At 31.2% G+C, this 25123-nt stretch carries 21 protein-coding genes and 1 tRNA gene; 15 read left to right on the top strand and 7 right to left on the bottom strand.

Annotation, left to right across the window (positions count from 1 at the left end; all coding sequences use genetic code 11):
- Positions 1-58 precede the first annotated feature (58 nt).
- Positions 59-325 carry a DUF1294 domain-containing protein gene (locus GWR14_RS12920; RefSeq protein ID WP_163409438.1) on the top strand — a complete coding sequence of 89 codons (267 nt, stop codon included), beginning with the start codon at positions 59-61 and terminating at the stop codon, positions 323-325.
- Here GWR14_RS12920 and GWR14_RS12915 read toward each other — a convergent pair.
- Both GWR14_RS12915 and GWR14_RS12910 read right to left on the bottom strand, forming a co-directional pair.
- The gene (locus GWR14_RS12915; RefSeq protein ID WP_163409437.1) at positions 308-1450 is read right to left on the bottom strand and encodes an ATP-binding protein; all 1143 of its coding nucleotides are present in this window, start codon (positions 1448-1450) and stop codon (positions 308-310) included. The two genes, GWR14_RS12920 and GWR14_RS12915, sit on opposite strands and share 18 nt — an antisense overlap.
- A gap of 246 nt (positions 1451-1696) precedes the next feature.
- Positions 1697-2128, bottom strand: a complete 432-nt coding sequence (locus tag GWR14_RS12910; RefSeq protein WP_163409436.1) for an RpiB/LacA/LacB family sugar-phosphate isomerase — start codon at positions 2126-2128, stop codon at positions 1697-1699.
- An 882-nt stretch (positions 2129-3010) separates the two neighbouring features.
- Here GWR14_RS12910 and GWR14_RS12905 point away from each other — a divergent pair.
- The gene (locus GWR14_RS12905; protein ID WP_163409435.1) at positions 3011-4492 is read left to right on the top strand and encodes a T9SS type A sorting domain-containing protein; all 1482 of its coding nucleotides are present in this window, start codon (positions 3011-3013) and stop codon (positions 4490-4492) included.
- A gap of 51 nt (positions 4493-4543) precedes the next feature.
- Here the strand turns inward: GWR14_RS12905 and GWR14_RS12900 are convergent, their stop codons facing one another.
- Positions 4544-4777, bottom strand: a complete 234-nt coding sequence (locus tag GWR14_RS12900) for a putative signal transducing protein (protein ID WP_163409434.1) — start codon at positions 4775-4777, stop codon at positions 4544-4546.
- 175 nt (positions 4778-4952) lie between these two features.
- Here GWR14_RS12900 and rnr point away from each other — a divergent pair, with 175 nt between their 5' ends.
- From rnr to GWR14_RS12885, 3 genes are read left to right on the top strand one after another with little or no spacing between them, the layout of a single operon-like run.
- A complete protein-coding gene (gene rnr / locus GWR14_RS12895; RefSeq protein ID WP_163409433.1) occupies positions 4953-7133 on the top strand; it encodes a ribonuclease R in 2181 nt (726 codons plus the stop codon).
- A 25-nt stretch (positions 7134-7158) separates the two neighbouring features.
- Positions 7159-7827, top strand: a complete 669-nt coding sequence (locus GWR14_RS12890) for a head GIN domain-containing protein (protein WP_163409432.1) — start codon at positions 7159-7161, stop codon at positions 7825-7827.
- Positions 7828-7836: 9 nt separating this feature from the next.
- Positions 7837-8514 carry a LysE family translocator gene (locus tag GWR14_RS12885; RefSeq protein WP_163409431.1) on the top strand — a complete coding sequence of 226 codons (678 nt, stop codon included), beginning with the start codon at positions 7837-7839 and terminating at the stop codon, positions 8512-8514.
- Positions 8515-9066: 552 nt separating this feature from the next.
- Here GWR14_RS12885 and GWR14_RS12880 read toward each other — a convergent pair.
- Positions 9067-9137, bottom strand: a tRNA-Cys gene (locus GWR14_RS12880).
- A 94-nt stretch (positions 9138-9231) separates the two neighbouring features.
- A complete protein-coding gene (gene folB / locus GWR14_RS12875; RefSeq protein WP_163409430.1) occupies positions 9232-9591 on the bottom strand; it encodes a dihydroneopterin aldolase in 360 nt (119 codons plus the stop codon).
- Between the two features lie 106 nt (positions 9592-9697).
- Between folB and GWR14_RS12870 the strand changes: the two genes are divergently transcribed.
- From GWR14_RS12870 to GWR14_RS12855, 4 genes are all read left to right on the top strand, one after another.
- Positions 9698-11815, top strand: coding sequence for a glutamine--tRNA ligase/YqeY domain fusion protein (locus GWR14_RS12870; RefSeq protein WP_163409429.1), 2118 nt, complete (start codon positions 9698-9700; stop codon positions 11813-11815).
- Between the two features lie 860 nt (positions 11816-12675).
- Positions 12676-13002, top strand: a complete 327-nt coding sequence (locus GWR14_RS12865; protein ID WP_163409428.1) for a YtxH domain-containing protein — start codon at positions 12676-12678, stop codon at positions 13000-13002.
- Positions 13003-13072: 70 nt separating this feature from the next.
- On the top strand, positions 13073-13423 hold the full coding sequence (locus GWR14_RS12860; RefSeq protein ID WP_163409427.1) for a competence protein: 351 nt from the start codon (positions 13073-13075) through the stop codon (positions 13421-13423).
- Between the two features lie 5 nt (positions 13424-13428).
- A complete protein-coding gene (locus GWR14_RS12855) occupies positions 13429-13683 on the top strand; it encodes a DUF6327 family protein (RefSeq protein ID WP_163409426.1) in 255 nt (84 codons plus the stop codon).
- A 20-nt stretch (positions 13684-13703) separates the two neighbouring features.
- Here GWR14_RS12855 and GWR14_RS12850 read toward each other — a convergent pair whose 3' ends face one another.
- Both GWR14_RS12850 and gltX read right to left on the bottom strand, forming a co-directional pair.
- Entirely contained in the window at positions 13704-14687 is a 984-nt protein-coding gene (locus tag GWR14_RS12850; protein WP_163409425.1) for an SPFH domain-containing protein, read from the bottom strand.
- A gap of 135 nt (positions 14688-14822) precedes the next feature.
- Positions 14823-16316 carry a glutamate--tRNA ligase gene (gene gltX / locus GWR14_RS12845; RefSeq protein WP_163409424.1) on the bottom strand — a complete coding sequence of 498 codons (1494 nt, stop codon included), beginning with the start codon at positions 16314-16316 and terminating at the stop codon, positions 14823-14825.
- Between the two features lie 163 nt (positions 16317-16479).
- Between gltX and GWR14_RS12840 the strand changes: the two genes are divergently transcribed.
- The 6 genes from GWR14_RS12840 to GWR14_RS12815 all read left to right on the top strand — a co-directional run bounded on the left by GWR14_RS12840 (position 16480) and on the right by GWR14_RS12815 (position 25084).
- Positions 16480-19881, top strand: coding sequence for a DUF4175 family protein (locus tag GWR14_RS12840; protein ID WP_163409423.1), 3402 nt, complete (start codon positions 16480-16482; stop codon positions 19879-19881).
- A complete protein-coding gene (gene ybeY / locus GWR14_RS12835) occupies positions 19878-20297 on the top strand; it encodes an rRNA maturation RNase YbeY (RefSeq protein ID WP_163409422.1) in 420 nt (139 codons plus the stop codon). The genes GWR14_RS12840 and ybeY overlap by 4 nt, the downstream gene beginning before the upstream one ends.
- Positions 20298-20808: 511 nt before the next feature.
- Complete coding sequence (gene mnmG, locus GWR14_RS12830) at positions 20809-22680, top strand: tRNA uridine-5-carboxymethylaminomethyl(34) synthesis enzyme MnmG (RefSeq protein WP_163409421.1); 1872 nt, start codon at positions 20809-20811, stop codon at positions 22678-22680.
- Between the two features lie 87 nt (positions 22681-22767).
- Positions 22768-23064: a hypothetical protein gene (locus tag GWR14_RS12825; protein ID WP_163409420.1), complete on the top strand. Its 297-nt coding sequence runs from the start codon at positions 22768-22770 to the stop codon at positions 23062-23064.
- A 143-nt stretch (positions 23065-23207) separates the two neighbouring features.
- Positions 23208-24056 carry a class I SAM-dependent methyltransferase gene (locus GWR14_RS12820; protein ID WP_163409419.1) on the top strand — a complete coding sequence of 283 codons (849 nt, stop codon included), beginning with the start codon at positions 23208-23210 and terminating at the stop codon, positions 24054-24056.
- A gap of 449 nt (positions 24057-24505) precedes the next feature.
- Positions 24506-25084 (top strand): OmpH family outer membrane protein, encoded by a 579-nt coding sequence (locus GWR14_RS12815; RefSeq protein WP_163409418.1) that lies wholly within the window; start codon positions 24506-24508, stop codon positions 25082-25084.
- The last annotated feature ends 39 nt before the right edge of the window (positions 25085-25123 follow it).

Genomic DNA, 25123 nt, shown 5'->3' with positions numbered 1-25123 from the left:
ATTACGTTATAATACTTCTGCTAAAATACTATCTTTAAATTTCAATCAAACTTCAATCATGATTTTATTCTATACTTATTTATTTATTAATTTAGTCGTTTTCATTCTTGCCGGATATGATAAACATCAAGCCATAAAAAACAAACGCAGAATTCCGGAAAACACCTTGTTTTTCCTCGCTTTGATTGGCGGATCTATCGGTTTATTAACAGCAATGTTAATCTTTACACATAAAACGGGTAAAACTTCTTTTATTGTGAAATTTGCGGCGATTATTTTAGTGCAAATTGGACTGATTTATTTCAGACTAACTAATAAAATCTAAATAATTACTTTTGTTAACAACATCAAAATTTGCTTCTGGATAGGCTTTTGCAAAAGCAGCTGGAATCTTTGCTTTTCTATTTTCATTCCATTTAAATTCAAATCCTCGTAACACACCATTTTCTTCCTCAAGCCAATCCAATTCTTGCTGATCATAAGTACGCCAAAAGTAATTAGAAATTGTTTTTTGTGTATAATTTTGAAATTTAACACGTTCTGATGCAATATAATTTTCCCATAATTCACCAACGTCAGTTCTATTATCCAATCGGCTGAAATTGGCTATTATTGCATTCCGAATTCCATTATCATAAAAATACCATCTATTGGATTTTGTAACCTCTTTTCTTAGGTTTCTGCTAAAACCAGTCACTTTATAGATTACAAAAACCTTGGAAAGCAAATCTAAATAACTTTCGACTGTATTTTTAGAAATACCTAATTGTTTCGCTAATTCTTGTAGCGAGACTTCTTTTCCCACTTGAAAAGCAATCAATTTCAATAAATCTAAAATTTTATTAGATTGTTTAATACCTTCATAAACCAAAATATCTTTCAATAAATATGAGTTAACTATCTCTTTTAAATAATTGATTTTATCATTCCAATCCTCATATTGCTCTAGTTCAGGATAACTTCCAAAAAGTAATCGTTCCTCTAATTTTTGAGTAGTTTCCTTGAAATTTTCATATTTTTCAAATTCCATTTGAGCCATTGGAAATAAATATATTGTATTTTTTCTTCCCACTAAAGGTTCTCCTAATTTGTTGGACAAATCAAAAACTGATGAACCTGTTGCAATAACTTTTATACCATCAATTGAGTCTACAATCAATTTTAAAATTAATCCAATTTCCGAAATATTTTGAGCTTCATCAATTACTAATAATTTAATGTTCGCTAAAAGACGTTTATAATTACTTACTGATCGTTCTTTTAACAAATCAGCATCTTGAATATCTTCTCCATTTAATTGTAAATAATCTTCTTTGGGAATTGTAGATAGGTAATTTTTTATAAATGCTGTTTTTCCAACGCGTCTTGCACCCAACAAAATCAAAACTTTACTGGGTAGAATCTTTTTGTTGAAATTATCAAAAATTGCTCTTTTTAGATAACTTTCCATTTCAATATTTATTAAAATTAATATCAAATGTAAATAAAAAAATGTAAATTCAGTCAGTATGTTGACTAAATTAATGTAAATTCAGTCAGTATGTTGACTAAATTAATGTAAATTCAGTCAGTACGTTGACTAAATTAATGTAAATTCAGTCAGCAATCTTATTAAAAAACATAAAAAACCGGACAAATTAAAAAATCGGCCCGGTGTGTTTATTAATAGGTGCGAAGCACCGAATTTTTTTACTTTTTACGAACAGGCAATTTTATTCACTCTGTTTTGGTGCCTTCCTCCTTCAAATTCAGTAGATAAAAAAGTTTCAACCATTTCAACCGCTTGTGCAATTGAAGTAAAACGTGCAGGAATACTAATAATATTAGCATCATTATGCAAACGAACTAAAACCGCAATTTCTTTAGACCAGCATAATCCGGCTCTCACTTTCGGGTGTTTATTAACAGTCATTGCGATTCCGTTACCGCTCCCGCAGATTACGATTCCAAAATCAGCTTTTCCTTCAGATACATCATTGGCAACCGGGTGCCCAAAATCTGGATAATCTACAGAAGCTTCGGTATCAGTACCGTAGTTAGTTACCTCATATCCTTTTGCCTCAAGCATTCCAACAATTGCTTTTTTATATTCTGGTCCTGCGTGGTCGTTTCCTATCGAAATTTTCATTTTTAAATACTATTAAGTTGTGTGCTGCAAATTTACTCAATTAATATATGTTTGCCACGGATTACACCATTTTTCACTAATTTCTTTTTAAATAGAGGGTTTTAAACATTATTAAAATCCGAAATTGTAATTTGTAGAAATTGCTAAATTGGTGTATAAAAATTTTGTTTTTACAACCATCTTAATTTCAAAAAGTTATAGGTTATCAACAATTTTAATAACTTCATAACTATCTCATAATCAATAAAAAGTATTTAAAATATTTGTTAAATTTTTAAGGTGTTAATAGGAGTTCGTAATTCGTTGATATTCAATTAACTTTAAGTTAACAGAAAATGTTAATAAGTTCGAAAAGAAAATTAGAAGTTTTTTTTGGTTATTTCAGAAAAATACTTAATCCAAAACTGGAATTAAATATGCAAGAAAAGTTTCATGAATTTTTGGAAAAGTTATCAATATAAAAAATACCATTTTCAACAGAAATGAACATATCAACTTATCTACAAAATCAATTAAAATTTGGTTGTCAACCGTTGTTAATTAAAATACAAAAAGTCTTATAAATTAATCATTTAACAAAAAATAACTATGTTAATAACTCAGAATAAATAAGTAAAACGAGATTTCAATGACTTCAAAAAAAAAATTATTCGACATATTAACACACTATAATAACCATCAAATTTTTTTAAATTTTTAAAAATATTTTTTGTTGTATTTAATATATGTTGAAAACTAAAAAAGTTGAAAAGGAAAAAATATTTTTAAGAGATATTAATAAAGCGTTTGTATTGTCCTTTTTCTTTTGAAAGGTATATGAGAAAATAACTATTTACGTGTTAAAATGTTTTTATATTTACCTGAAATTTATAAAACAGATTGATGAAAAAAAAATTACTTATTCTTTTATTTCCTTTACTAAGTATTGGACAAACTCAAATTGGAAGTGATATCAATGGAGAATCTCCTGATAATTTTAGTGGTTCTAGTATTAGTTTATCCTCAGATGGTAATGTCGTAGCGATTGGCTCTTCTGCTGAGGCTGGAAATGGAACCGATTCAGGTCAGGTGCGTGTATTTAAAAATGCATCTGGTGTGTGGACCAAACAAGGACAAAGCATCAACGGAGAAGCTGCTCAGGATTATAGCGGTTCCAGTATTAGTTTATCTTCAGATGGCAGTGTGATAGCTATTGGTGCCCGTTATAACGATGGTAATGGAAAAGATTCGGGTCATGTACGGGTATATAAAAATGTATCTGGTGTCTGGATTCAAATAGGAGCTGATATTGACGGTGAAGCTCTTGAAGATTATAGTGGATGGAGTGTTAGTTTATCCTCAGATGGAAGTGTAGTAGCGATTGGTGCTCCTGGTAATGATGGAAGTGAGGGATATACATTCTATAAAGGTCATGTACGGGTATATAAAAATGTATCTGGTGTTTGGACTAAAATAGGAGCAGATATCGATGGAGAAGCCGCTTTTGATGAAAGTGGAAAGAGTGTTAGTTTATCCTCAGATGGCAATGTGGTAGCTATTGGTGCTCCTTATAATAATGGAAATGGAACCCAATCAGGTCATGTTCGGGTATATAAAAATGTATCTGGAGTTTGGACTAAAATAGGAGCAGATATTGATGGAAAAGCGGCTTATGATCGAATTGGTTCCTATATAAGTTTATCTTCAGATGGTAATGTGGTAGCGATTGGTATGCCTTTTAATGAGTTAATTGGATCTTCTTCCTCTTCAGGTCAGGTGCGGGTATATAAAAATGTGTCTAATGTTTGGACTCAGCAAGGAGCTGACATCAACGGAGAAGCAATTTCTGATTTTAGTGGATCCAGTGTTAGTTTATCTTCAGATGGCAGTGTGGTAGCGATTGGTGCTCCATATAATGCTCAAAATGGAGCATATTCAGGTCATGTGAGAATATATAAAAATGTCTCTGGCGTTTGGACTCAACTAGGACTTGATATTGATGGAGCAGCTGCTAATGATAAAAGCGGATCGAGTGTTAGTTTATCTTCAAATGACAGTGTGGTAGCGATTGGTGCTCCTCTTAATGCTGGAAATGGACGTAATTCAGGACAAGTTCGGGTTTATGATTTATCGGCTGTTTTAAGTTCTGATAGTTTTGTATTGTCCCACTTTTCAGTCCATCCTAATCCAGTTTCAGATTTAGTAACAATTACTTTGAATGAAGGTTTAATTCTAAAAAAAGTAAACATTTATAATACTTTAGGACAATTATTGAAGACAGAAAATAAAAATAGTATAAATGTAAATTCTTTATCAAAAGGAATCTACTTTTTAGAAATAATAACAGACAAAGGAAAAGCCAGTAGAAAAATACTGGTAAACTAAAAAAATATAATTTGTTTAAAAAAGCTATCATGAACTGGTAGCTTTTTTGTTTTAAACTATTTTAAGAGGATTGTTGAAATTGTCCAGGATTTCCTGAACCTGTTCAAAGTCATTGGGATGAACTTTCAATTTGATTCCGCCGAGAGCCGTTGTGTATAACGGAACGACTGAGAGGGTCATTTCGTTTTCAAAAAAATAAGGGATTCCTTCCTGTTCGAGCAGATGTTTCAGAACAACAGTTTCGTATTCAAAATTGAATATGGCGATTGTTTTAAAGCTTTCCATAAAATTTTTTTTAGTAGAGAATAGGAAAGAGAATTATTTAAAATTTGTCATACGTTTAGAGTTAAATATACGAATTACAAATGACCTTTTAAAGTTATAATTTTAATAATTCTAATTCCTAAAATCTGTTATCTGATATCTTATTTGTAATTTTAAACCTTATAAGAAAAGATATATGAGTAAGAAAATTAGAAAGCCGATAAAAAAAGAGAAGGATTTCTCTGGAAAAATACTTAAGATTTTATCGCAAAGTGCTAATAAAACATTTAATTACAAACAAATAGCAGCTAAACTTGAACTTGACGATACAAAAAGCAGAAACCAGATTATAAAAGATCTAAAGATTCTGGCAGCTTCAAAAAAAATTATAGAAACAGAACCTGGAAAGTACTTAATCAAAGCAGTCAGTCAGGATTATTACGAAGGAACAATTGATATGACGAGCAGAAAAACGGCATATTTTATTTGTGATGAATTTGAAGAAGATGTTTTTATTCCAACAAATAACCTGAATCGCGCCTTAGACAAAGACAAAGTAAAGGTTTACGTTTATAATAGAAGAAAAGGAAAAAGACCTGAAGGTGAAGTAATTGAAGTCTTAGAAAGAGATAAAACAGAATTTGTAGGTGTAATTGATATGCAGCCAAATTTTGCTTTTGTTTCTACTGCCAATCCTAAAATGTATACCGATATTTTTATTCCAAAAGATAAGTTGGGAGAAGCTGAAAACGGTGATGTTGTTTTGGTTAAGATTGAAGACTGGCCAAAAAGAGCCGATAGTCCGTTTGGATCTGTGATTAGAGTTCTTGGAAAACCTGGAGAACACAATACGGAGATTCATGCCATTTTAGCTGAATACGGCTTGCCATCAGATTTTCCGGTAGAAGTAGAGGTATATGCTCAAAAACTAGATACTTCAATTCAGGAATCTGAGATTGCAAAACGTCGTGATATGCGTGATACGCTTACGTTTACGATAGATCCTAAAGATGCGAAAGATTTTGATGATGCCTTGTCTTTCAAAAAGTTAGAAAACGGAAATTATGAAATCGGAATTCACATTGCCGATGTTTCTTACTATTTGGAAGAAGGAACAATCCTAGATGATGAAGCGTATCAAAGAGCTACTTCGGTTTATTTGGTGGATAGAGTAGTGCCGATGCTTCCAGAAGTGTTATCAAATTTTGCATGTTCACTACGTCCGCATGAAGAGAAATATACTTTCTCTGCAGTATTTGAAGTTTCGCCGACAGCTCAGGTTATCAACCAATGGTTTGGCAGAACCGTAATTTATTCCGATCAGCGATTTGCTTATGAAGAAGCACAATATATCATTGAAACAAAAGATAATACTATTCCGGTTGATGTTTCTATTATCGGAGAATCTTATACAGTTTCAGATGAAATTACCGAAGCTACTTTGAAATTAGATGAATTAGCTAAGATTTTAAGAAAGAAAAGGATGCAACAAGGCGCTATTTCTTTTGATAAAGTAGAAGTTAAATTCAACTTAGATGCAGAAGGAGAACCAGAAGGAGTGTACTTTAAAATTGCAAAAGATGCCAATCATTTGATTGAAGAATTCATGCTTTTGGCCAATAGAAAGGTAGCTGAATACATTGGAAAACAAAAGAAAACTTTTGTCTACCGTATTCACGACGAACCAAATGAAGATAAACTAATTGCAATGGCAACTGTAATTGCTAAATTTGGTTATAAAATAGATTTCCGTAATAAAGGTGATATTTCGAAATCATTGAATGCTTTGATGGAAGAAGTTAACGGCAAGAAAGAGCAAAACTTAATTGATACTCTTGCTATTAGAAGTATGAGTAAAGCAAAATATTCTACAGATAATATTGGACATTACGGTTTGGCTTTTGATTATTACAGCCATTTTACATCGCCAATTCGTCGTTATCCGGACGTTATGGTACATAGATTATTGCAGTATTATCTGGACGGAGGTGCTTCTGTAGACGAAGAAACGTATGAAACAAAATGTCTGCATTGCTCTAATATGGAAAGTTTAGCAACCAATGCTGAGCGTGACAGTATCAAATACATGCAGGTTAAATATATGCAGGATCATCAGGATGAGGAATTCCTTGGTGTTATTTCAGGGGTTACCGAATGGGGAATTTATGTTGAAATTGTTTCTAATAAATGTGAAGGAATGGTGAGAATCAGAGAAATTAAGGATGATTATTATACTTTTGATGAAAAGCAGTATGCTTTAGTTGGTGCGACATCAGATAGTATATTGCAATTAGGGGACGAAATTTACGTTAAAGTTAAAAATGCCGATTTAGTCAAAAAACAACTGGATTTCCATTTTTTACGAAGAGCTGAATAAGTTGTTAAATTTAAAAATAAAAGAAATGAAAAAGTTAATTATAGGTGCTGTCATTTTATTTGTACAAATGTCTTTTGGACAGGTTACCAAAGAATTAGGCGATTTTGATACCGTAAAAGTTTACGATAAATTAAGTGTAAAATTAATTCCGTCGTCAGAGAATAAAGTTATTATAAAAGGAGCAAGAGAATCAGAACTTGAAGCTGTTAATAAAAACGGTATTTTAAAATTAAGAATGCCTTTCCCTAAATTATTATCTGGAAATGATCTGGAAGTTACTTTATATTATAAACATTTAGAATTGATTGATGTGAATGAAGGTGCTGAAGTTACAAGCAAAGATGCAATAAAAGCTACCTCATTTAAAGTAAGTGCACAGGAAGGTGGAAAAATTAATGTAGATTTGGATGTTGATAAACTTAAAGTTAGTTCAGTTTCAGGAGGAGAAATTACTTTAACTGGAAAGGCTTCAAATCAGGTTGCAAGTTTAGGAGCTGGTGGTTATTTGCTGGCAAGTAAATTAAATACCTCTCAGACTACTGTAAGCGTTTCTGCGGGCGGAAAAGCCGATGTCAATGCTTCGACCCTTGTCGATGCAAAAGTTAGCGCAGGAGGCTCGATTTATATTTATGGTAAACCAAAGCAAATAAACCAAAAAACAGTTTTTGGAGGTAAAATAGAAGAAGTAAAATAAAATATATTGATGATAAATGATATTCTGGCTGGACTGCCATGGGGTCTTTTTTTAAGCTTTATGATTGGTCCGGTATTTTTTGTACTATTAGAGACCAGTATTACAAAGGGATTTAGAGCTGCGATAGTTTTTGATTTTGGTGTAGTATTAGGTGATGTTTTTTTCATAGCTATTGCTTATTTAGGGAGTTACAGACTGATTTCGAGTTTAAAAGATGATCCTGCTCTTTTTATTTTTGGAGGAATAATCATGTTTGCTTACGGAATCATTTCTTTTATAAAACTAAAGAAAGAAGAAAAAATAAATGATGAAGAAATTGACCGGGATATCATCAAAAGAAATTATGCCAGCTTGTTTGTAAAAGGCTTTTTCCTTAATGCTATTAACATTGGAGTTCTTGGTTTCTGGCTTGCCGTTATTATTTCTGTAGGGCCAAAATTACAGATGCAGACATCCAGAATGATGACTTTTTTTACTTCTGTAATTGTTACTTATTTATTGGTTGATTGTCTTAAAATAGTATTGGCTAAACAATTAAAATCTAAAATGACACCAAATAATATCCTAAAAATTAAAAAAGGGATTAGTATAGTTTTAATGGTTTTTGGAATCGCTTTGATGATTCAGGGCTGGTTTCCAAAAGAAAAAGAAATGGTGAAAAATGCTTTTGAAAGAATAGAAAAGTAGTTTGTTAATAACTCAAAATATAAAATTAAACCTCTGAATTTCAGAGGTTTTTTTGTGTTTATAAGTAATTGCGAGTAACGAAGCAATCTTCTTAATCTTTTTACATAAAGCTGTCATTTCGAGTAACGAGAAATGACAAGATTGCATAAATATTTAAACATAAAAAAACTTCAAATTGTTCTGAAGTTTCTTGAGGCATCGTATGATTTCGAACGTAAATTTTTAATTAATTTTTTCTAAAAATTAAATATAAAAAAACTCTAAATTGTTTTGAAGGTTTTGAGGCATTGTCCTGATTTGAACGTATATTTTAATTAATTTTTTCTAAAAATTAAACATAAAAAAACTCTAAATTGTTTTGAAGGTTTTGAAGCATCGTCCGGATTCGAACCAATATTTTTAATTAATTTTTTCTAAAAATTAAACATAAAAAAAACCTCTAAATTGCTTTAGAGGTTTTGAAGCATTGTCCGGATTCGAAGGTATATTTTAATTAATTTTTACTAAAAATTTAAACATAAAAAAACCTCTAAATTGCTTTAGAGGTTTTAGAGGCATCGTCCGGATTCGAACCGGAGTAGGAGCTTTTGCAGAGCCCAGCCTAGCCGCTCGGCCACGACGCCATTGCTTGAACGGTTGGCAAAAGTAACTAAAATCTTTAAAATTCAAAAGTTTCGAATAAACTATTTTTAAAAAATACAGTTTTAGCTAAAATAATTATTTTCTGATTTCAGTCATTTTTATAGTAACTGACTCAACGTCACCACCAATAGGAGGATTAATTTTAGAAACTGAAACAGTTGTTTTTTCTACAGTTTCTATCTCATCAAGTATACGATTATTGATTCTTTTGGCTACATGCTCCAATAAATGCGAACGAATTGCCATTTCTTCCGTCACAATTTTGTTTAAATGAACGTAATCAACAGTGTCAGCTAAATGATCTGTTTGTGCAGATTGCTGTAAATTGGTTTTAATTTTTAAATCAACAGTGTAATCAGATCCTATTTTTCCTTCTTCAATCATACATCCGTGATATGAAAAAGTACGAATGTTTTTTAATTTTATAATTCCCATTTTTATATTGTTTCAGGTTTAAAGTTTCAGGTTTTACGCCACTTAAATAACTTTAAACCTGAAACCTGAAACCTTTTTTTTATCTTTGCTAAAATTACTATAAATAATGGCATCAGAAGATAAATCACTCAATTTTATTGAACAAATCATAGAAGAAGATCTTAAATCAGGTCTTTCAAATTCTAAATTACGCTTTCGTTTTCCACCTGAACCAAATGGTTATTTACACATTGGACATGCAAGTTCTATTGCTTTAAATTTTGGTTTAGGGATTGATTATCAGTCACCTGTAAATTTACGTTTTGACGATACAAATCCGGAAAAAGAAGAACAGGAATTTGTTGATGCTATTAAAAAAGATGTAGAATGGCTGGGTTATACTTGGGCTGAAGAATGTTATGCATCAGATTATTTCCAACAATTATACGATTGGGCCGTTTTATTAATTAAAAAAGATAAAGCGTATGTAGACAGTCAATCTTCTGAAGAAATGGCAATTCAAAAAGGAACTCCAACAACTATAGGAACTGACAGCCCGTACAGAAATCGTTCAGTTGAAGAAAACCTTGATTTATTCGATAGAATGAAAAATGGTGAATTTGAGGCCGGTACACATATTCTTCGTGCTAAAATTGACATGAAATCTACTAATATGTTGATGCGTGATCCTATCATTTACAGGATTTTACACAAACATCATCATAGAACAGGAGATACCTGGAAAATTTATCCAATGTACGATTGGGCACACGGGCAAAGTGATTATTTAGAAGCTATTTCACATTCATTTTGTACACTTGAATTTTTGCCTCACCGTGAATTATACGATTGGTTTTTAGATCAGATTATAGACGAAAACAAAATACGTCCTAAACAAAGAGAATTTGCCAGACGTAACTTATCACATACTGTTGTTAGTAAAAGAAAGTTACAGCAACTAGTTAAGGAAAAGCATGTTAAAGGATGGGACGATCCAAGAATGTCAACGATTTCCGGGTTAAGAAGACGTGGTTACACTGCTGCATCTTTACGTAATTTTGCTAATACAATTGGTATTGCAAAACGTGATAATTTAATAAATGTATCCGTTTTAGAATTCTGTATTCGTGAAGATTTAAACAAAATTGCACCTCGTGTAATGGCTGTTTTAGATCCTGTAAAACTGGTAATTACAAATTATCCGGAAGGAAAAGAGGAGTGGTTAGAAGCTGAAAATAATCAGGAAGATGAAAGTGCAGGTTTCAGAAAAGTACCTTTTTCACGTGAATTATACATTGAAAGAGAAGACTTTTTAGAAGAAGCTCCAGCTAAATTTTTCCGTTTGACTTTAGGAAAAGAAGTTCGTCTTAAAAATGCTTATATCATTAAAGGTGAATCTGTTATAAAAGATGAAAACGGAAATATTACAGAAATTCATGTAACGTATGATACTGATTCTTTAAGCGGAAGTGGAACAGAAGCGAGCCAAAGAAAAGTATCTGGAACATTGCATTGGGTTTCTATCAAACATGCTTTGGAAGCAGAAGTTCGTTTGTATGATCGTTTGTTTACAGATGAAGCTCCGGACAGTTATAAAGAGAAAAATTTCTTAGATTTTGTGAATCCAAATTCATTAGAAATTGTAACCGGATATGTTGAACCAAGTTTAGCAACAGCTCAAAATGAAGATAAATTCCAGTTTCAACGTTTAGGATATTTTACTGTTGATAAAGACTCAACTGCTTCAAAATTAGTATTTAACAAAACTGTTGGATTGAAAGATGCCTGGGAAGAAAAGGGTAAAAAAGAAGAAAACAGTATCAATAATTCTTTGAAAGATATCAACAAATATTTTAAAGTTGAGACTAAACCGGAACGTATTGCAATTGAAAGTGCAATAGGGGAAAACATCAAAAATATTTCTAGTTTTTCTCTTTTACAAAATTCATTAAAGAAAAATATCAACAATAATAAGGCTTCGCTGTTGTTTTCTCAGTTTATTTTAAAATATTCAAACTGGAAATCAACTGATTTTGAAGAAGAAGATATTAAGAAATTATATTCAATGTCTTTAAAAAGTGAATCTTCATTTGTTCGATCAAAAGCACTTTTAAATCTAAGAGATTTAGAATCTGAAAATTTTAGAGATCAATTTCAAGATGAAATTCTAAAATTATATTCTAATCCGCCAAAAAATTCAACTGAGAGAGAAAAAGAAATTTTGGAAAATGTCATAAAAAAATAAAATAATTACAATCTATTGAAAAGCGCTTTTATAAGCGCTTTTTTATTATATAAATTAATTATTAAAATTTTAAATTTAATAATTTTTATATATTAAAAATAACTTTCATAAATTGATTTTAATAGAAAATAAAATTTAGTTGGATAACTAGTTCATTTTTTTGATTTATTTTTATTAAAAGGCTTTATTTTAAGTTTTATCTTTTTTAAGTCAAGATTTTAAACAAAAATCATTTTAAATCAATTAATTCTATTATTTTATATTTTTAATTAATTAAATTTATTATTTATAAAAACTATTATAATTTAATTTTTAATTAATTTTATAGATTAAAATTAACTTTCATAAATTGTTTTTAAGCTAATGTAAAAAATGGTCGAATAGAGAAGGCCTTTTTTTGTTTTTCATTCATTAAAACTCTTTATTTAAATTTTTTACTTTTTTTAGTTCCATTTTTCTTCTCAAAAAGCTAGAATTAACGTTTTTCTTATTTTTTTAAATTTTAGACTTCAATTTTTATAGCTATAAGTTTTAATTATTATTTTATTTTAATATTTAGTTATTAATTATTATTTGTAAAATTGATTTAAAATAATAAAATAATAGTTTTTATGAATTTATTTTAGCCTTCATAAATCAATTTTAAGACGTTTTTAAAAGTTGGTTAATAGATAACTCATTTTTTAAATAATTGTTTATTTATGAGCTTCATTTTAAATTTGAATAGAAATTAATCAATTCAAAGACTTATTAATATGCAATTGGTTATATTTCTTCTAAAAAAGGGCAAATATGAAATTTTAAGTAATTTAAAAATTAAAAAAATGGTATCTTTATGAATCAACTTTAAATTTAATATTATGTCAAGTAATTCAAAAGCAATTGCAGCAATTTTAGCTGGTGCTGCTGTTGGTGCAGCAATCGGAATTTTATTGGCTCCGGATAAAGGTTCTAAAACAAGAGCGAAGCTCAAAGAAGGTTTTGATGATATAACAAATAATTTGAAAGATTCTTTTGAAGCAAGTTCTGAAGTTCTTCGTGATAAATTTAAAAGTGCTACAAAAGATATTGATGGGACATTTGATGATTTACTTTCTAATGTAAGTTATAAAACAGAAGAAGTGATTACTTTTCTGGAATCAAAATTAGCCGATTTAAAAGAACAGAACGCTAAACTTCAAAAATAATAAATATCAAAAACACAAAATATACCTCTTTTATAGGAAGTTTTGTGTTTCTTTTTTAAATATTCATAATATGGCTTTCGAAGATTTAAAAGAAAATACAGAGGACATACAGGATAAGGCAAAAATTTACCTTGAAAGCCATTTGGCTTATTATAAACTTTGGGGTTTTAAGGTGGCGATGAAATCAACCACTTTGATCTTTAAGTTTACTTTGATCTTACTGTGTTTTAGTATGGTTTTAATTTTTGGATCTTTTGCTGCAGCGTACGCTTTTGGTTCTTTGTTTGACAGTAATGCACTTGGATTTTTGACAGTAGGAGGGATCTATCTTTTCTTTACTATTTTACTTTTCTTTATAAAAGATAAATTTGTTGAAGGTCCGATTCTAGAGAAATTTTCAGAAATCTTTTTTAATGATTAGAGTTTATGGAAAAGAAAAAATACTCCTCGTATGCTGAAATCGATAGGAATTTGGAAATATTAAAATTAGAGAAAGATATCAATTATCAGAAATTGGTTTTAAGTTTTCAGAGAACTAAAGAAAGTATTACACCACAAAATATTGTAAACGGATTTGTTTCTTCATATACAGATTCTCTTAAAATATCGTATCCACAAATTTTACAATCGATTATACCTTTTGTTATTAACTGGTTTATAAATAAAAAAAGAGGCATTTAAGCCTCTTTTTTATTTTCAAATTATGATTGAAGATCTGGTTGAATATCATCTTCATATCCAGATTGTGGATGAATTGGTTTTGGTTTCTCTATTTTTTTATTGTGTTTTTTCATCATTTCACCAACCTGGTTTGATGCTGAAAATGAAGCAACCATATTGTTTAACATATCACTTCCAGCTTGTGGAGAATTAGGCAATAAAATTAAATTAGAATTTGCATCGGCACCAATTGCCTGCAAAGTATCATAATGCTGGGTTACAACAATTAGAGCAGAAGCTTCCTGAGAATTAATTCCAACATTGTTCAAAACTTCAACACTTTCTACAAGACCTCTGGCAATTTCACGACGCTGATCTGCAATACCTTGACCTTGTAAACGTTTACTTTCAGCTTCAGCTTTTGCTTTGGCAACAATTCTTATTCTTGAACTTTCTGCTTCAAACTCTGCAGCTGTTTTTTCTCTGTCGGCAGCATTGATTCTGTTCATTGCATTTTTTACCTGAATGTCCGGATCAATATCAGTTACCAAAGTATTAATGATGTCGTATCCGTAAGTAGACATTGCTTCATTCAATTCACGTTTTACTGCAACTGCAATATCATCTTTTCTTTCAAAAACATCATCTAATTTTAGTTTTGGAACTTCAGCACGAACTACATCAAAGACATAAGAAGTAATTTGATCGTGAGGATATTCCAATTTATAAAATGCTTCGTATACTTTATCTTGGATTACTTTGAATTGAACTGAAACTTTCATTTTGATAAAAACGTTGTCTCTGGTTTTAGTTTCGATGATTACATCCAATTGTTGAATTTTAAGATTTACACGTCCGGCCAATCTGTCTACCAACGGAATTTTAAGTTGTAATCCTGAATTTCTAACACTCTGAAATTTTCCAAATCTTTCGATTACTACAGAAGTTTGTTGTTTAACTGTAAAGAAAGACGACATGAAAATGAAGAATGCCAATACTAAAAAGATAATAAATGCTGTACTCATGGTTATTTTATTTAATTTATGATTTTTTGTAAATTACGAAAATTCTTCTAAATTAAAATTATCAAACATTAAAAAAACGCTAAGTAACATCTAACAAATGTACTTAGCGTTTGCTTTTATAGATTGAATTTCTAATTATAAACTTGAAATTGCTTTTTGAATTCTCGTAATAGTTTCTTCTTTTCCAATGATTTCAACAATGTCAAATAGGTGAGGACCTTTAAGCGCTCCAACCAAACTTATACGGAAAGGCTGCATCACTTTACCCATTCCGATTTCGTTTTTAGTCAGCCAGTCTTTTACAATTGTTTCAATATTTGCAGAAGTAAAATCTTCGATGTTTTCTAAAACTGAAATCAATTCCTGCATTAAAGCTGGAGTTTCTTTCTTCCAGTTTTTGCTTGCTTTTTCATCATAAGATGTTGGAGCCTGGAAAAAGAAATCAGTCAAATCCCAAATGTCAGTTGTTAAAACTAGACGTTCTTTTATTGATGAGATTATTTTTTCAAGTGTAATTTTTTCAATTTTAATTCCTTTTTCATCTAAAACAGGTTGAAAAGTTGCAGCTAAAAATGAATCACTTTTGTTTGATAAATAATGATGATTCACAGATTTTGCTTTATCAATATCAAATCTTGCACCTGCTTTATGAACTCTGCTTAAGTCAAAAGATTGGCATAATTCTTCTAATGAAAAATATTCTCTTTCCGTTCCATCGTTCCAGCCAATCATTGACAAAAAGTTTACTAATGCTTCTGGTAAATATCCATCACCTTTAAAACCTTTTAAGTCTTTCCAATCTAAAGGAAACACAGGAAATCCTCCAACTTCACCATCACGTTTTGATAATTTTCCTTTTCCACTTGGTTTTAAAATCAAAGGTAAATGTGCAAATTCTGGAGCATCCCAGCCAAAAGCTCTGTACAATAAAACGTGAAGTGGCATAGATGGCAGCCATTCTTCACCACGGATTACATGTGAAGTTTCCATTAAATGATCATCCACAATATTGGCCAAATGGTACGTTGGCATTCCGTCACTTTTAAATAAAACTTTATCGTCTAACAGATTGGTTTCGAAATTTACATCACCACGAATGATATCTTTTAAATGTAAAGTTTCGTTAACCGGAGTTTTAAAACGAATTACATAATGTTCTCCATTTGCAATTCTTTTTGAAACTTCATCAGTAGCAATTACTAAAGAGGTATCTAGTTTTTCTCGGTTTGTATGATTGTAAATAAATGTTTTCTTTTCAGCTTCATGTTCTTTTCTTAAAGCATCAAGAGCTTCAGGAGTATCAAAAGCATAGTATGCCCATCCAGAATTAATCAATTCGTCAGCATATTTTTTATATAATTCTTTACGTTCACTTTGTCTGTATGGACCAAATTTTTCATTTTTCCCAACGGTTTCGTCAGGAGAAATTCCTAACCATTCCAAAGCTTCCATAATGTAAGCCTCTGCACCTGGAACAAAACGAGTCTGATCTGTATCTTCAATTCTCAGATAAAAAACGCCATTATGTTTTTTGGCAAACAAATAATTAAATAGGGCAGTACGTACTCCGCCAATGTGTAACGCCCCTGTTGGACTTGGTGCAAAACGCACACGAACTTGCTTTGACATTTTGTTTATATTTTGATGCAAAGATACAACTTTAGATAAATCCCAATTTTTTAAAATTCCAAATTAAAAAGGCAGTGGATACTTGGAATTTGGAATTTAATTTTTTGGAATTTGAATCTTTATAATTACTACTTTTATAGGTTATAATTAAAACAGATTTATTTTGAAAACATCATCTGCAATTTATCAAAAATTAGAGGCTTTCATTAAGAAATATTATACCAACGAATTGATAAAAGGACTATTACTTTTTACTGGTTTTGGATTATTATATTTTCTATTTACGCTTTTTATCGAATACTTTCTTTGGCTAAAACCTTTAGGAAGAACTTTTCTATTTTGGTTATTTATAGGAGTTGAAGTTTTCCTTTTAGTCCGTTTAATTCTGTTTCCATTATTCAAATTATTCAAACTTCAAAAGGGAATTGATTATACTCAGGCTTCAAAAATTATTGGAAATCATTTCACAGAAGTGAGCGATAAGCTGACTAACTTTTTGCAATTAGCATCTGATAATAATGCTGAAAGTTCAGAATTGGTTTTGGCTTCGATCGAACAAAAAGCAAATTCTTTACAGCCAATTCCTTTTGGAAATGCGATCAATTTTAAAACAAATAAAAAGTATTTGCCATTAGCTTTAGTTCCAATTTTGCTTTTCGCTGTGTTTTATATTTCTGGAAATAGTAATATAATTTCGCAAAGTTTGAATAGAGTAGTGCATTTTAATTCTGCTTTTTTACCACCAGCTCCATTCAAATTTGTGGTTTTGAATTCTAATTTACAAGCAGAACAAAACAAAGATTTCGTGATTAAAATGGAATCTGTTGGTAACGTAGTTCCAGAAAATGTGATGATTCATATTGGTAATGAAAGTTATTTTATGGAATCTTCTAAAGCTGGAAAGTTTGAATTTAAAGTGGAGAAACCGGTAGAAAATATTCAATTTTCTTTTGAAGGAAATTCGGTTGTTTCAGAAGAATATGAATTGAAAGTGATCACTGTTCCGTCAATCGCTAACTTCGAAATGGTTTTAAATTTTCCTTCTTATCTAAAGAAAAAATCAGAAACAATTCAAGGAACAGGAAACGCAATTGTACCAGAAGGAACAACTGTAACCTGGAAAATGAACACCAAATCTACACAAGAAGTAGTATGGAAAAGAGATAATGAAGTGTTTAAGTTTAATAAGGCAGAAAATGAGTTTAAATTGGCTAAAAATATAAGTCAAAATACCGAATATCAAATACTTACATCAAACGATAAGGTTAAAAACTACGAAAAACTAGACTATCAGCTGTCTGTGATCAAAGATCAGTTTCCAAGTATTAGTGTTGGCCCTGCACCTGATAGTTTGAAGCTGGATAAGAACTATATTTTGGGTAGACTAGGTGACGACTATGGACTATCGAAATTACAAATTGTATACTACGAACGTAACAAACCACAGTCTGCTAAACGTGGAAACATTCCCGTGAAGTCTGGTGTATTTGATCAGTTTGTTTTTAATTTTCCAAGTAACCTTCCTGTAGAAGAAGGAGTATCATACGAGTACTACTTTGAAGTTTTTGATAACGATACACCACACGGATTTAAGAGTACAAAGTCTTCTACATTTTCAGATCGTGTAGCTACAACAGATGAAGTTCACGATCAGGAATTACAACAACAAAATCAAAACATTAATAGTTTATCTAAATCTTTGAAGAACCAAACAAAGCAGATTTCAGAAATGGATAAGCTTCAGAATGCAGGAAAAGAAAAAGATAATTTAGAGTTTAAAGATCAGCAGAAGATCAATGATTTTATCAAACGTCAGAAACAACAAGACGAAATGATGAAACAGTTTTCTGAAAAAATGAATCAGAATCTAGACAAGTTTAAAGATGATAAGAAAGATAAAACAGCTGAAGATTTACAAAAGCGTTTAGATAATGCAGAGAAAGATTTAGAAAAGAACCAGAAATTATTAGATGAATTAAAGAACTTGAATGATAAATTAAACAGTGAAGAACTGTTTGATAAAATGGAAAAGTTCAAACAAATCAGTAAAAACCAATCTCGTAATTTAGAACAATTAGTAGAGCTAACCAAACGTTTTTATGTTTCAAAGAAAGCTGAACAGGTTGCTGAGAAACTAAATAAACTAGCAGATCAGCAAGAACAATTATCTAATAAAGAAAAAGAAAATACGAAGGAGAAGCAGGATGAAATCAATAAATCTTTTGATAAGATTCAAGAAGATTTAAAAGATTTGAAAGAGGAAAATAGGACGTTAAAGAAACCTTTGGACATTCCAACTGATGCTTCAAAAGAGAAAGATGTGGAGAATGATTTGAATAAAGCTTCTGAAGAATTAAGTAAAAAGAATACTTCATCTGCTAAACCAAAACAGAAAAGTGCTTCAAAGAAAATGAAGTCTATGGCTCAACAAATGCAGAGTGAAATGGAAGGTGGTGAACAAGAACAGATGGAAGAAGATGTAGCAATGCTTCGTCAGATTCTAGACAATCTTTTAGCGTATTCTTTATCACAAGAAGATGTGATGAAACAGTTTAAAGCAATGAAATTAGGTTCTTCTACATTTACAAAAAATATTAAGATTCAGCAGAATTTGAAACAGCAGTTCAGACATGTTGATGATAGTTTGTTTGCACTATCATTACGTAATCCAAAGGTAGCTGAGGACGTTACCAAAGAAATTGGAAATGTACAATACAACATGGACAAAGCTATAGAAACTTTAACCGATGTTCAGATTCCTAGAGGTGTTTCACATCAGCAATATGCAGTTTCATCTGCTAATAAGTTAGCTGATTTCTTAAGTGATTTATTAAACAATATGCAGATGTCGATGTCTAAACCAGGTGCAGGAAAACCAAAACCTGGAGACGGACAAGGGATGCAGTTACCAGATATTATTCAGAAACAAAAAGGACTTGCTGATAAAATGAAAGACGGAATGAAACCAGGACAGCAACAAGGAGATAAACCAGGAGCAGGAAAAGATGGTAAGTCTGGACAAGGACAAAGCGGGCAGGGCAAAGATGGACAAGGTAAGGAAGGCCAAGGAAATAAAAGTGGTGACAAAGGTAATTCTGGTAAAGATGGAAAGAACGGAAAAGGAGAGAAGAATGGTAGTGAAGGAGAAGATGGAGAAGGTGATGCAGAAGCTATAATGGAAATTTACAAAGAGCAGGTTAAGCTTCGTGAAGCATTACAAAAAGAATTAGCAAAGAAAGGTTTAGATGCTCAAGGCAGATCTGTAATAGATCAGATGAAACAATCTGAAAAGCAGATTTTAAATAAAGGATTTAAGAATGAGAACTTACAGCGTATTCTAAATATACAGCAGGAATTATGGAAATTGAATAATGCAGTTCAGCAACAAGGTCAGGATACACAAAGAAAATCTGAAACCAATAAGGCAGAATTTACAAATCGTTCCAATGCTTTACCAAGTTCACTATTGGAATATTTAAACAGCGTTGAGATATTAAACAGACAATCACTACCTTTGCGCTCGAATTTTAATCAAAAAGTTCAAGAATACTTTAATACAAAATGATAAATTTTAATTACGAAACTGATTTTACTTTAGGAGACGAGCAAGCATTCAATGACTGGCTTATTGCTGTTATTGTTTCAGAGAACAAGAATGAAGGAGAAATAAATTATATATTCTGTGATGATGAATACCTTCATAAAATTAACGTAGAATATCTGGATCACGATACCCTAACAGATATTATCAGTTTTGATTATACTGTTGGTAACGAGTTGAATGGAGATATTTTTGTTTCTGTCGAACGTGTTGCAGACAATGCAAAAGATTTTAATGTTTCTTTCGCTGAAGAACTTAAAAGAGTATTAGCTCATGGTATACTTCATTACTGTGGTTATAAAGATAAGAGCGACGAAGATGCTCAATTGATGAGATCAAAGGAAGAAGAAAAGATGAAGATGTTTCACGTGGAACAGTAATTAAATACTTTTAAATAGAAGTTTGTTCCACGTGAAACATTTTAAAAGAGAAATAAAGAAATTATATAACGTTCCACGTGGAACGTTATATAGGAAGTTTGAATAAATAATTAAAATCGTTCCACGTGGAACGATTTTAAAGTTTGAATTTTTAAGGTAAATAAGTAGTGTTTCACGTGGAACGATTTTTGAAAACAGGATTTTTAGAGTGAAATATTTAAAATGTTTCACGTGGAACATGAGTTTGAATTTTGTTTTTGAGAGTTCTGTTTGGAAGTTCTGCTTTGAGAGAGTTCTGCTTTGAGAGTTCTATTCGAAAGTTCTAGATTGAAGATTTTATAAACGTTCCACGTGGAACGTTTCTTTGGGTTTTGTGATTTAAAGTTTCTAGTTTGAAATCTCAAACCTGAAACTTGAAACAAAAAAAAATATACGTTCCACGTGGAACAAGAGAAAAATAAATGTAATTCTAAAAACCGCGTTAGCGGTTTTTAGAGAATAATAAAACAAAATGTTTTTAGAAAAATACGATGTTATTGTGGTTGGTGCTGGCCATGCTGGATCTGAAGCTGCAGCTGCAGCTGCAAATTTGGGATCTAAAACTTTATTGGTTACAATGAGTTTGCAGAACATTGCACAAATGTCTTGTAATCCTGCTATGGGTGGAATTGCAAAAGGACAGATTGTTCGTGAGATCGATGCACTTGGAGGATATTCAGGAATTGTTTCGGATCGTACGGCAATTCAATTTAAGATGTTGAATAAATCGAAAGGACCTGCAATGTGGTCGCCAAGAGTTCAAAGCGACAGAATGCGTTTTGCAGAAGAATGGAGAATGATGCTGGAGGCAACTCCAAATCTTGATTTTTATCAAGAGATGGTAAAAGGGTTGATTATCGAAGAAGGAAAGATAAAAGGAATTAGAACTTCACTAGGAGTGGAGATTCGTTCCAAATCTGTTGTTTTGACAAATGGTACTTTTTTGAATGGTTTGATCCATATCGGAGAAAAACAATTCGGTGGAGGTAGAGCAGGAGAAAGTGCTGCGATCGGAATTACCGAAGATTTGATTAAAGCAGGTTTTGAAGCTGGAAGAATGAAAACAGGAACGCCACCTCGAGTAGATGGACGTTCTTTAGATTATTCTAAAATGAACGAAGAAAAAGGAGATGCAAAGCCAAATAAATTTTCTTATTCAGATGTGACTTCTCCATTAACGCATCAGCGTTCTTGTTATATGACATATACGTCTTTGGATGTTCATGATATTTTGAGAGAAGGCTTTGATCGTTCTCCAATGTTCAACGGAAGAATCAAAAGTCTTGGGCCAAGATATTGTCCGTCTATCGAAGATAAGATTAATCGTTTTGCAGATAAAGAGCGTCACCAATTATTTGTGGAGCCAGAAGGATGGAATACTTGTGAAGTTTATGTAAATGGATTTTCAACTTCGCTTCCAGAAGATATTCAATTCAAAGCGCTTCGTTCTGTTGCAGGTTTTGAAAATGTAAAATTCTTTAGACCTGGTTATGCTATCGAATATGATTTCTTTCCGCCGACTCAATTGAAACATACTTTGGAAACTAAATTGGTTGAAGGTTTATATTTCGCAGGACAGATTAACGGAACAACCGGATATGAAGAAGCAGCTTCTCAAGGTTTGATGGCAGGAATCAATGCGCATTTAAAAGTGCACGAAAAAGATCCATTGATTTTAAAACGTGACGAAGCATATATCGGAGTTTTGATTGACGATTTGATTACGAAAGGAACAGAAGAACCATATCGAATGTTTACATCAAGAGCGGAGTATAGAACTTTGCTGCGTCAGGATAACGCCGATTTCAGATTGACACCAATGTCATACGAAATTGGTTTAGCTTCTGAAGCTCGTTTACGAAGAATGGAAAAGAAATTGAATGAATCTGAAAAGATGGTTCAGTTCTTCAAAGAAACGAGTGTAAGTGTTGCTGAAACAAATCCAATTTTGAAAGCAAAAGAATCTGCCCCAATTTCGCAGGGAGATAAAATGTTTAAAATTTTCTCTCGTCCGCAAATCGAATTGGAGGATATGCTGAAGTTCGATAAAGTTGCCACATATATCGAAGAGAATAATTTGGATGAAGAAATTGTTGAGCAAGCCGTAATTCAAGTTAAGTATTCGGGTTATATCGAAAAGGAAAGAAATAATGCCGATAAACTGAATCGTTTGGAAGAAGTAAAAATTCCAGACAATTTCGATTATAATAAAATCAAATCCATGTCGATTGAAGCCAAACAGAAATTAAGCAAGATTCGTCCTGTAACCATTTCTCAAGCTTCAAGAATAAGCGGGGTATCACCAAGTGATATTTCCGTGCTTTTGATTTATATGGGAAGATAGATTTGTAGTGATCAGTGTTCAGTTTTTTAGTGTTCAGTTAACTGCCAACTAAAAACTGGAATACTGATCACTAAACAAATGTTCCACGTGAAACGTTTTTTAAAAAGAAATCAAAAAATAAAAGTTGTACATCAAAATAGTTTTTCAGAAAAAGAAAAAGAAACATTGTGGCAACTGTGGAATAATGAATATCCAATTCAATTTGGTCACGAAACATTTCAGGAATTTGAATCGTATTGTGATGCTTTAATAAATACAGAAAACTATAATCAAATTTTGAACGGCTGGGTTATCGATCATGAAAGAGATATTAAACGAAATAAAGAAAAATACAGATCGCTATTAGAAATTTTATGTTCTAAATGGTTTTTATGTTTTGAATGATATTCGATTAGAAAATGATAAAATTGCAGCTGTGAAGATCAATTGGAAAATAACAAATAACAAAAAATAAAAATCCTAAAAATGATAAAATTTCGTTTTTAGGATTTGCTATAAATTAAACCCAAATATCTATAATTTTAAAAATGGACGTTTTAAACAAAAAACACTTTCTTACGGTAAAAGATCATTCTGTTTCAAAAGAAATTTTCGATTTGTATTATGATGAAGAATTAGACATGCTGATTACTTCACCGCAGCCAGAATTGCAAAATTTAGGCAAGTATTACGAAAGTGAAGATTATATCTCGCATACAGACAACAAACGTTCCTTATTTGAAAAAGCCTATCATTTTGTAAAAAACATAGCGCTTCAGAATAAATTGAATTTAATTAATGCCGAACAGCCTCAAAAAGGTAAATTACTGGATATTGGTGCTGGGACAGGAGATTTTCTTTTGACAGCAAAAAATAACGGCTGGGAGACAATTGGAGTAGAACCAAGCGAAAGAGCAAAAAATAGTGCAAAACAAAAAGGGATTTCATTTGTAGAAGAAATCAGTGCTCTAGAAAATAATTCTTTGGATGTAATTACGATGTGGCATGTTTTGGAACACGTTCCAAATTTAGAACATCAGATACAAGAATTGAAGCGTTTGCTAAAACCAACTGGAACATTAATTGTTGCGGTTCCAAATTACAAATCGTTTGATGCAAATCATTATCAAACTTTTTGGGCAGCTTATGATGTGCCGATTCACTTTTGGCATTTCTCTAAAAAATCAATTCAGCTCCTTTTTGAAAAAGTAGATATGAAGTTAGAAAAAATACTTCCGATGAAATTTGATTCGTTTTACGTAAGCCTTTTATCAGAAAAATATAAAACGGGAAAAATGAATTATATCAAAGCTTTTTTTATCGGTTTAAAGTCAAATTTAAAAGCATCGGGAACAAAAGAGTATTCGTCTCACATTTACGTGATAAAAAACAGTTAAAACGCAAAATAAGCGCATTTAAGATGTTTTCTTTGATTAAACGAGGCTTATATTGTCTTTTCCGAGAAAACACCTCTAACATAAGCTATGAAAGTCATTTTTAATAATGATATTTTATAGCTTTTTTTGTATTCATAAAAAAAAATAATGCTTTGAAATTACTGCTGTTTTGTGAGTTTTTCTTCGTTTTATGAATTCAAATTTTTAAATCAAGATTATATAAAAAAATAGTATAACGTTTTTGTTATTATTAAAAACAAAACTTTGAAAATATTCTTGACTTGAATTTTTTGTGCTTGCTTTTTTGGTTATGTATTGTGAAAAATTTAAAAATATTAGTTTTGAAAATTTTTTATCTCTAAAAAACAGCATTTTTTAAACTTTATGTTGATGCTATTTATTTTTTTATATTTTTGTCTTTCATACATAAAAAAAATAGAATTCAGAAAATGAAAAAAGCATTAGTAATTATCGCGCTTTCGGTTTTGGTTGTTTCATGTAATAAAACAGCTGAAGTAAAGGAAGTAAAAACAGCTTACGTAGATACTTCAGTTTTAATGAAAGAGTACACTGAAGCTAAAGACTTAGAAGCAAAATACAAAGCACAATCAGAAGAAAAAGGAAGACAACTTCAAGCTGAAATTAATCGCTTTAAACAAGATGCAGCAAATTTTCAAAGTCAGGCACAGGCTAATGGTCAGCAATGGGCACAGCAAAGAGGTGCAGAATTGCAAAAAAGAGAGCAGCAATTAGGCTATGCTCAACAGGCTTTAGCTCAACAATTGCAGCAAGAAAGTGGTGTTGAAATGGATTCTCTTGTAAGTGGAGTGAAGAAATTCATCAAAGATTATGGTAAGAAGAATGGATATTCTTATATCTACGGGACAGGTGATGCAGCAACAGTATTATATGCAGAAGATAAGTATGATATTACAAAAGAAATAGTTAAAGCTTTGAATGACAAGTATAAAGCTGAACCAAAAACAGATAAAGCCCCTGCTAAAGAAGGTGAAGAGGCTAAAAAATAACTGCCAAAATAACTAACCATTTAAAAACCTAAATCTAAA

The organism is Flavobacterium ajazii (genome assembly GCF_010614725.1).
In the GTDB taxonomy this organism is placed as follows: domain Bacteria; phylum Bacteroidota; class Bacteroidia; order Flavobacteriales; family Flavobacteriaceae; genus Flavobacterium; species Flavobacterium ajazii.
This window is presented reverse-complemented; position numbering and strand designations above follow the sequence as displayed.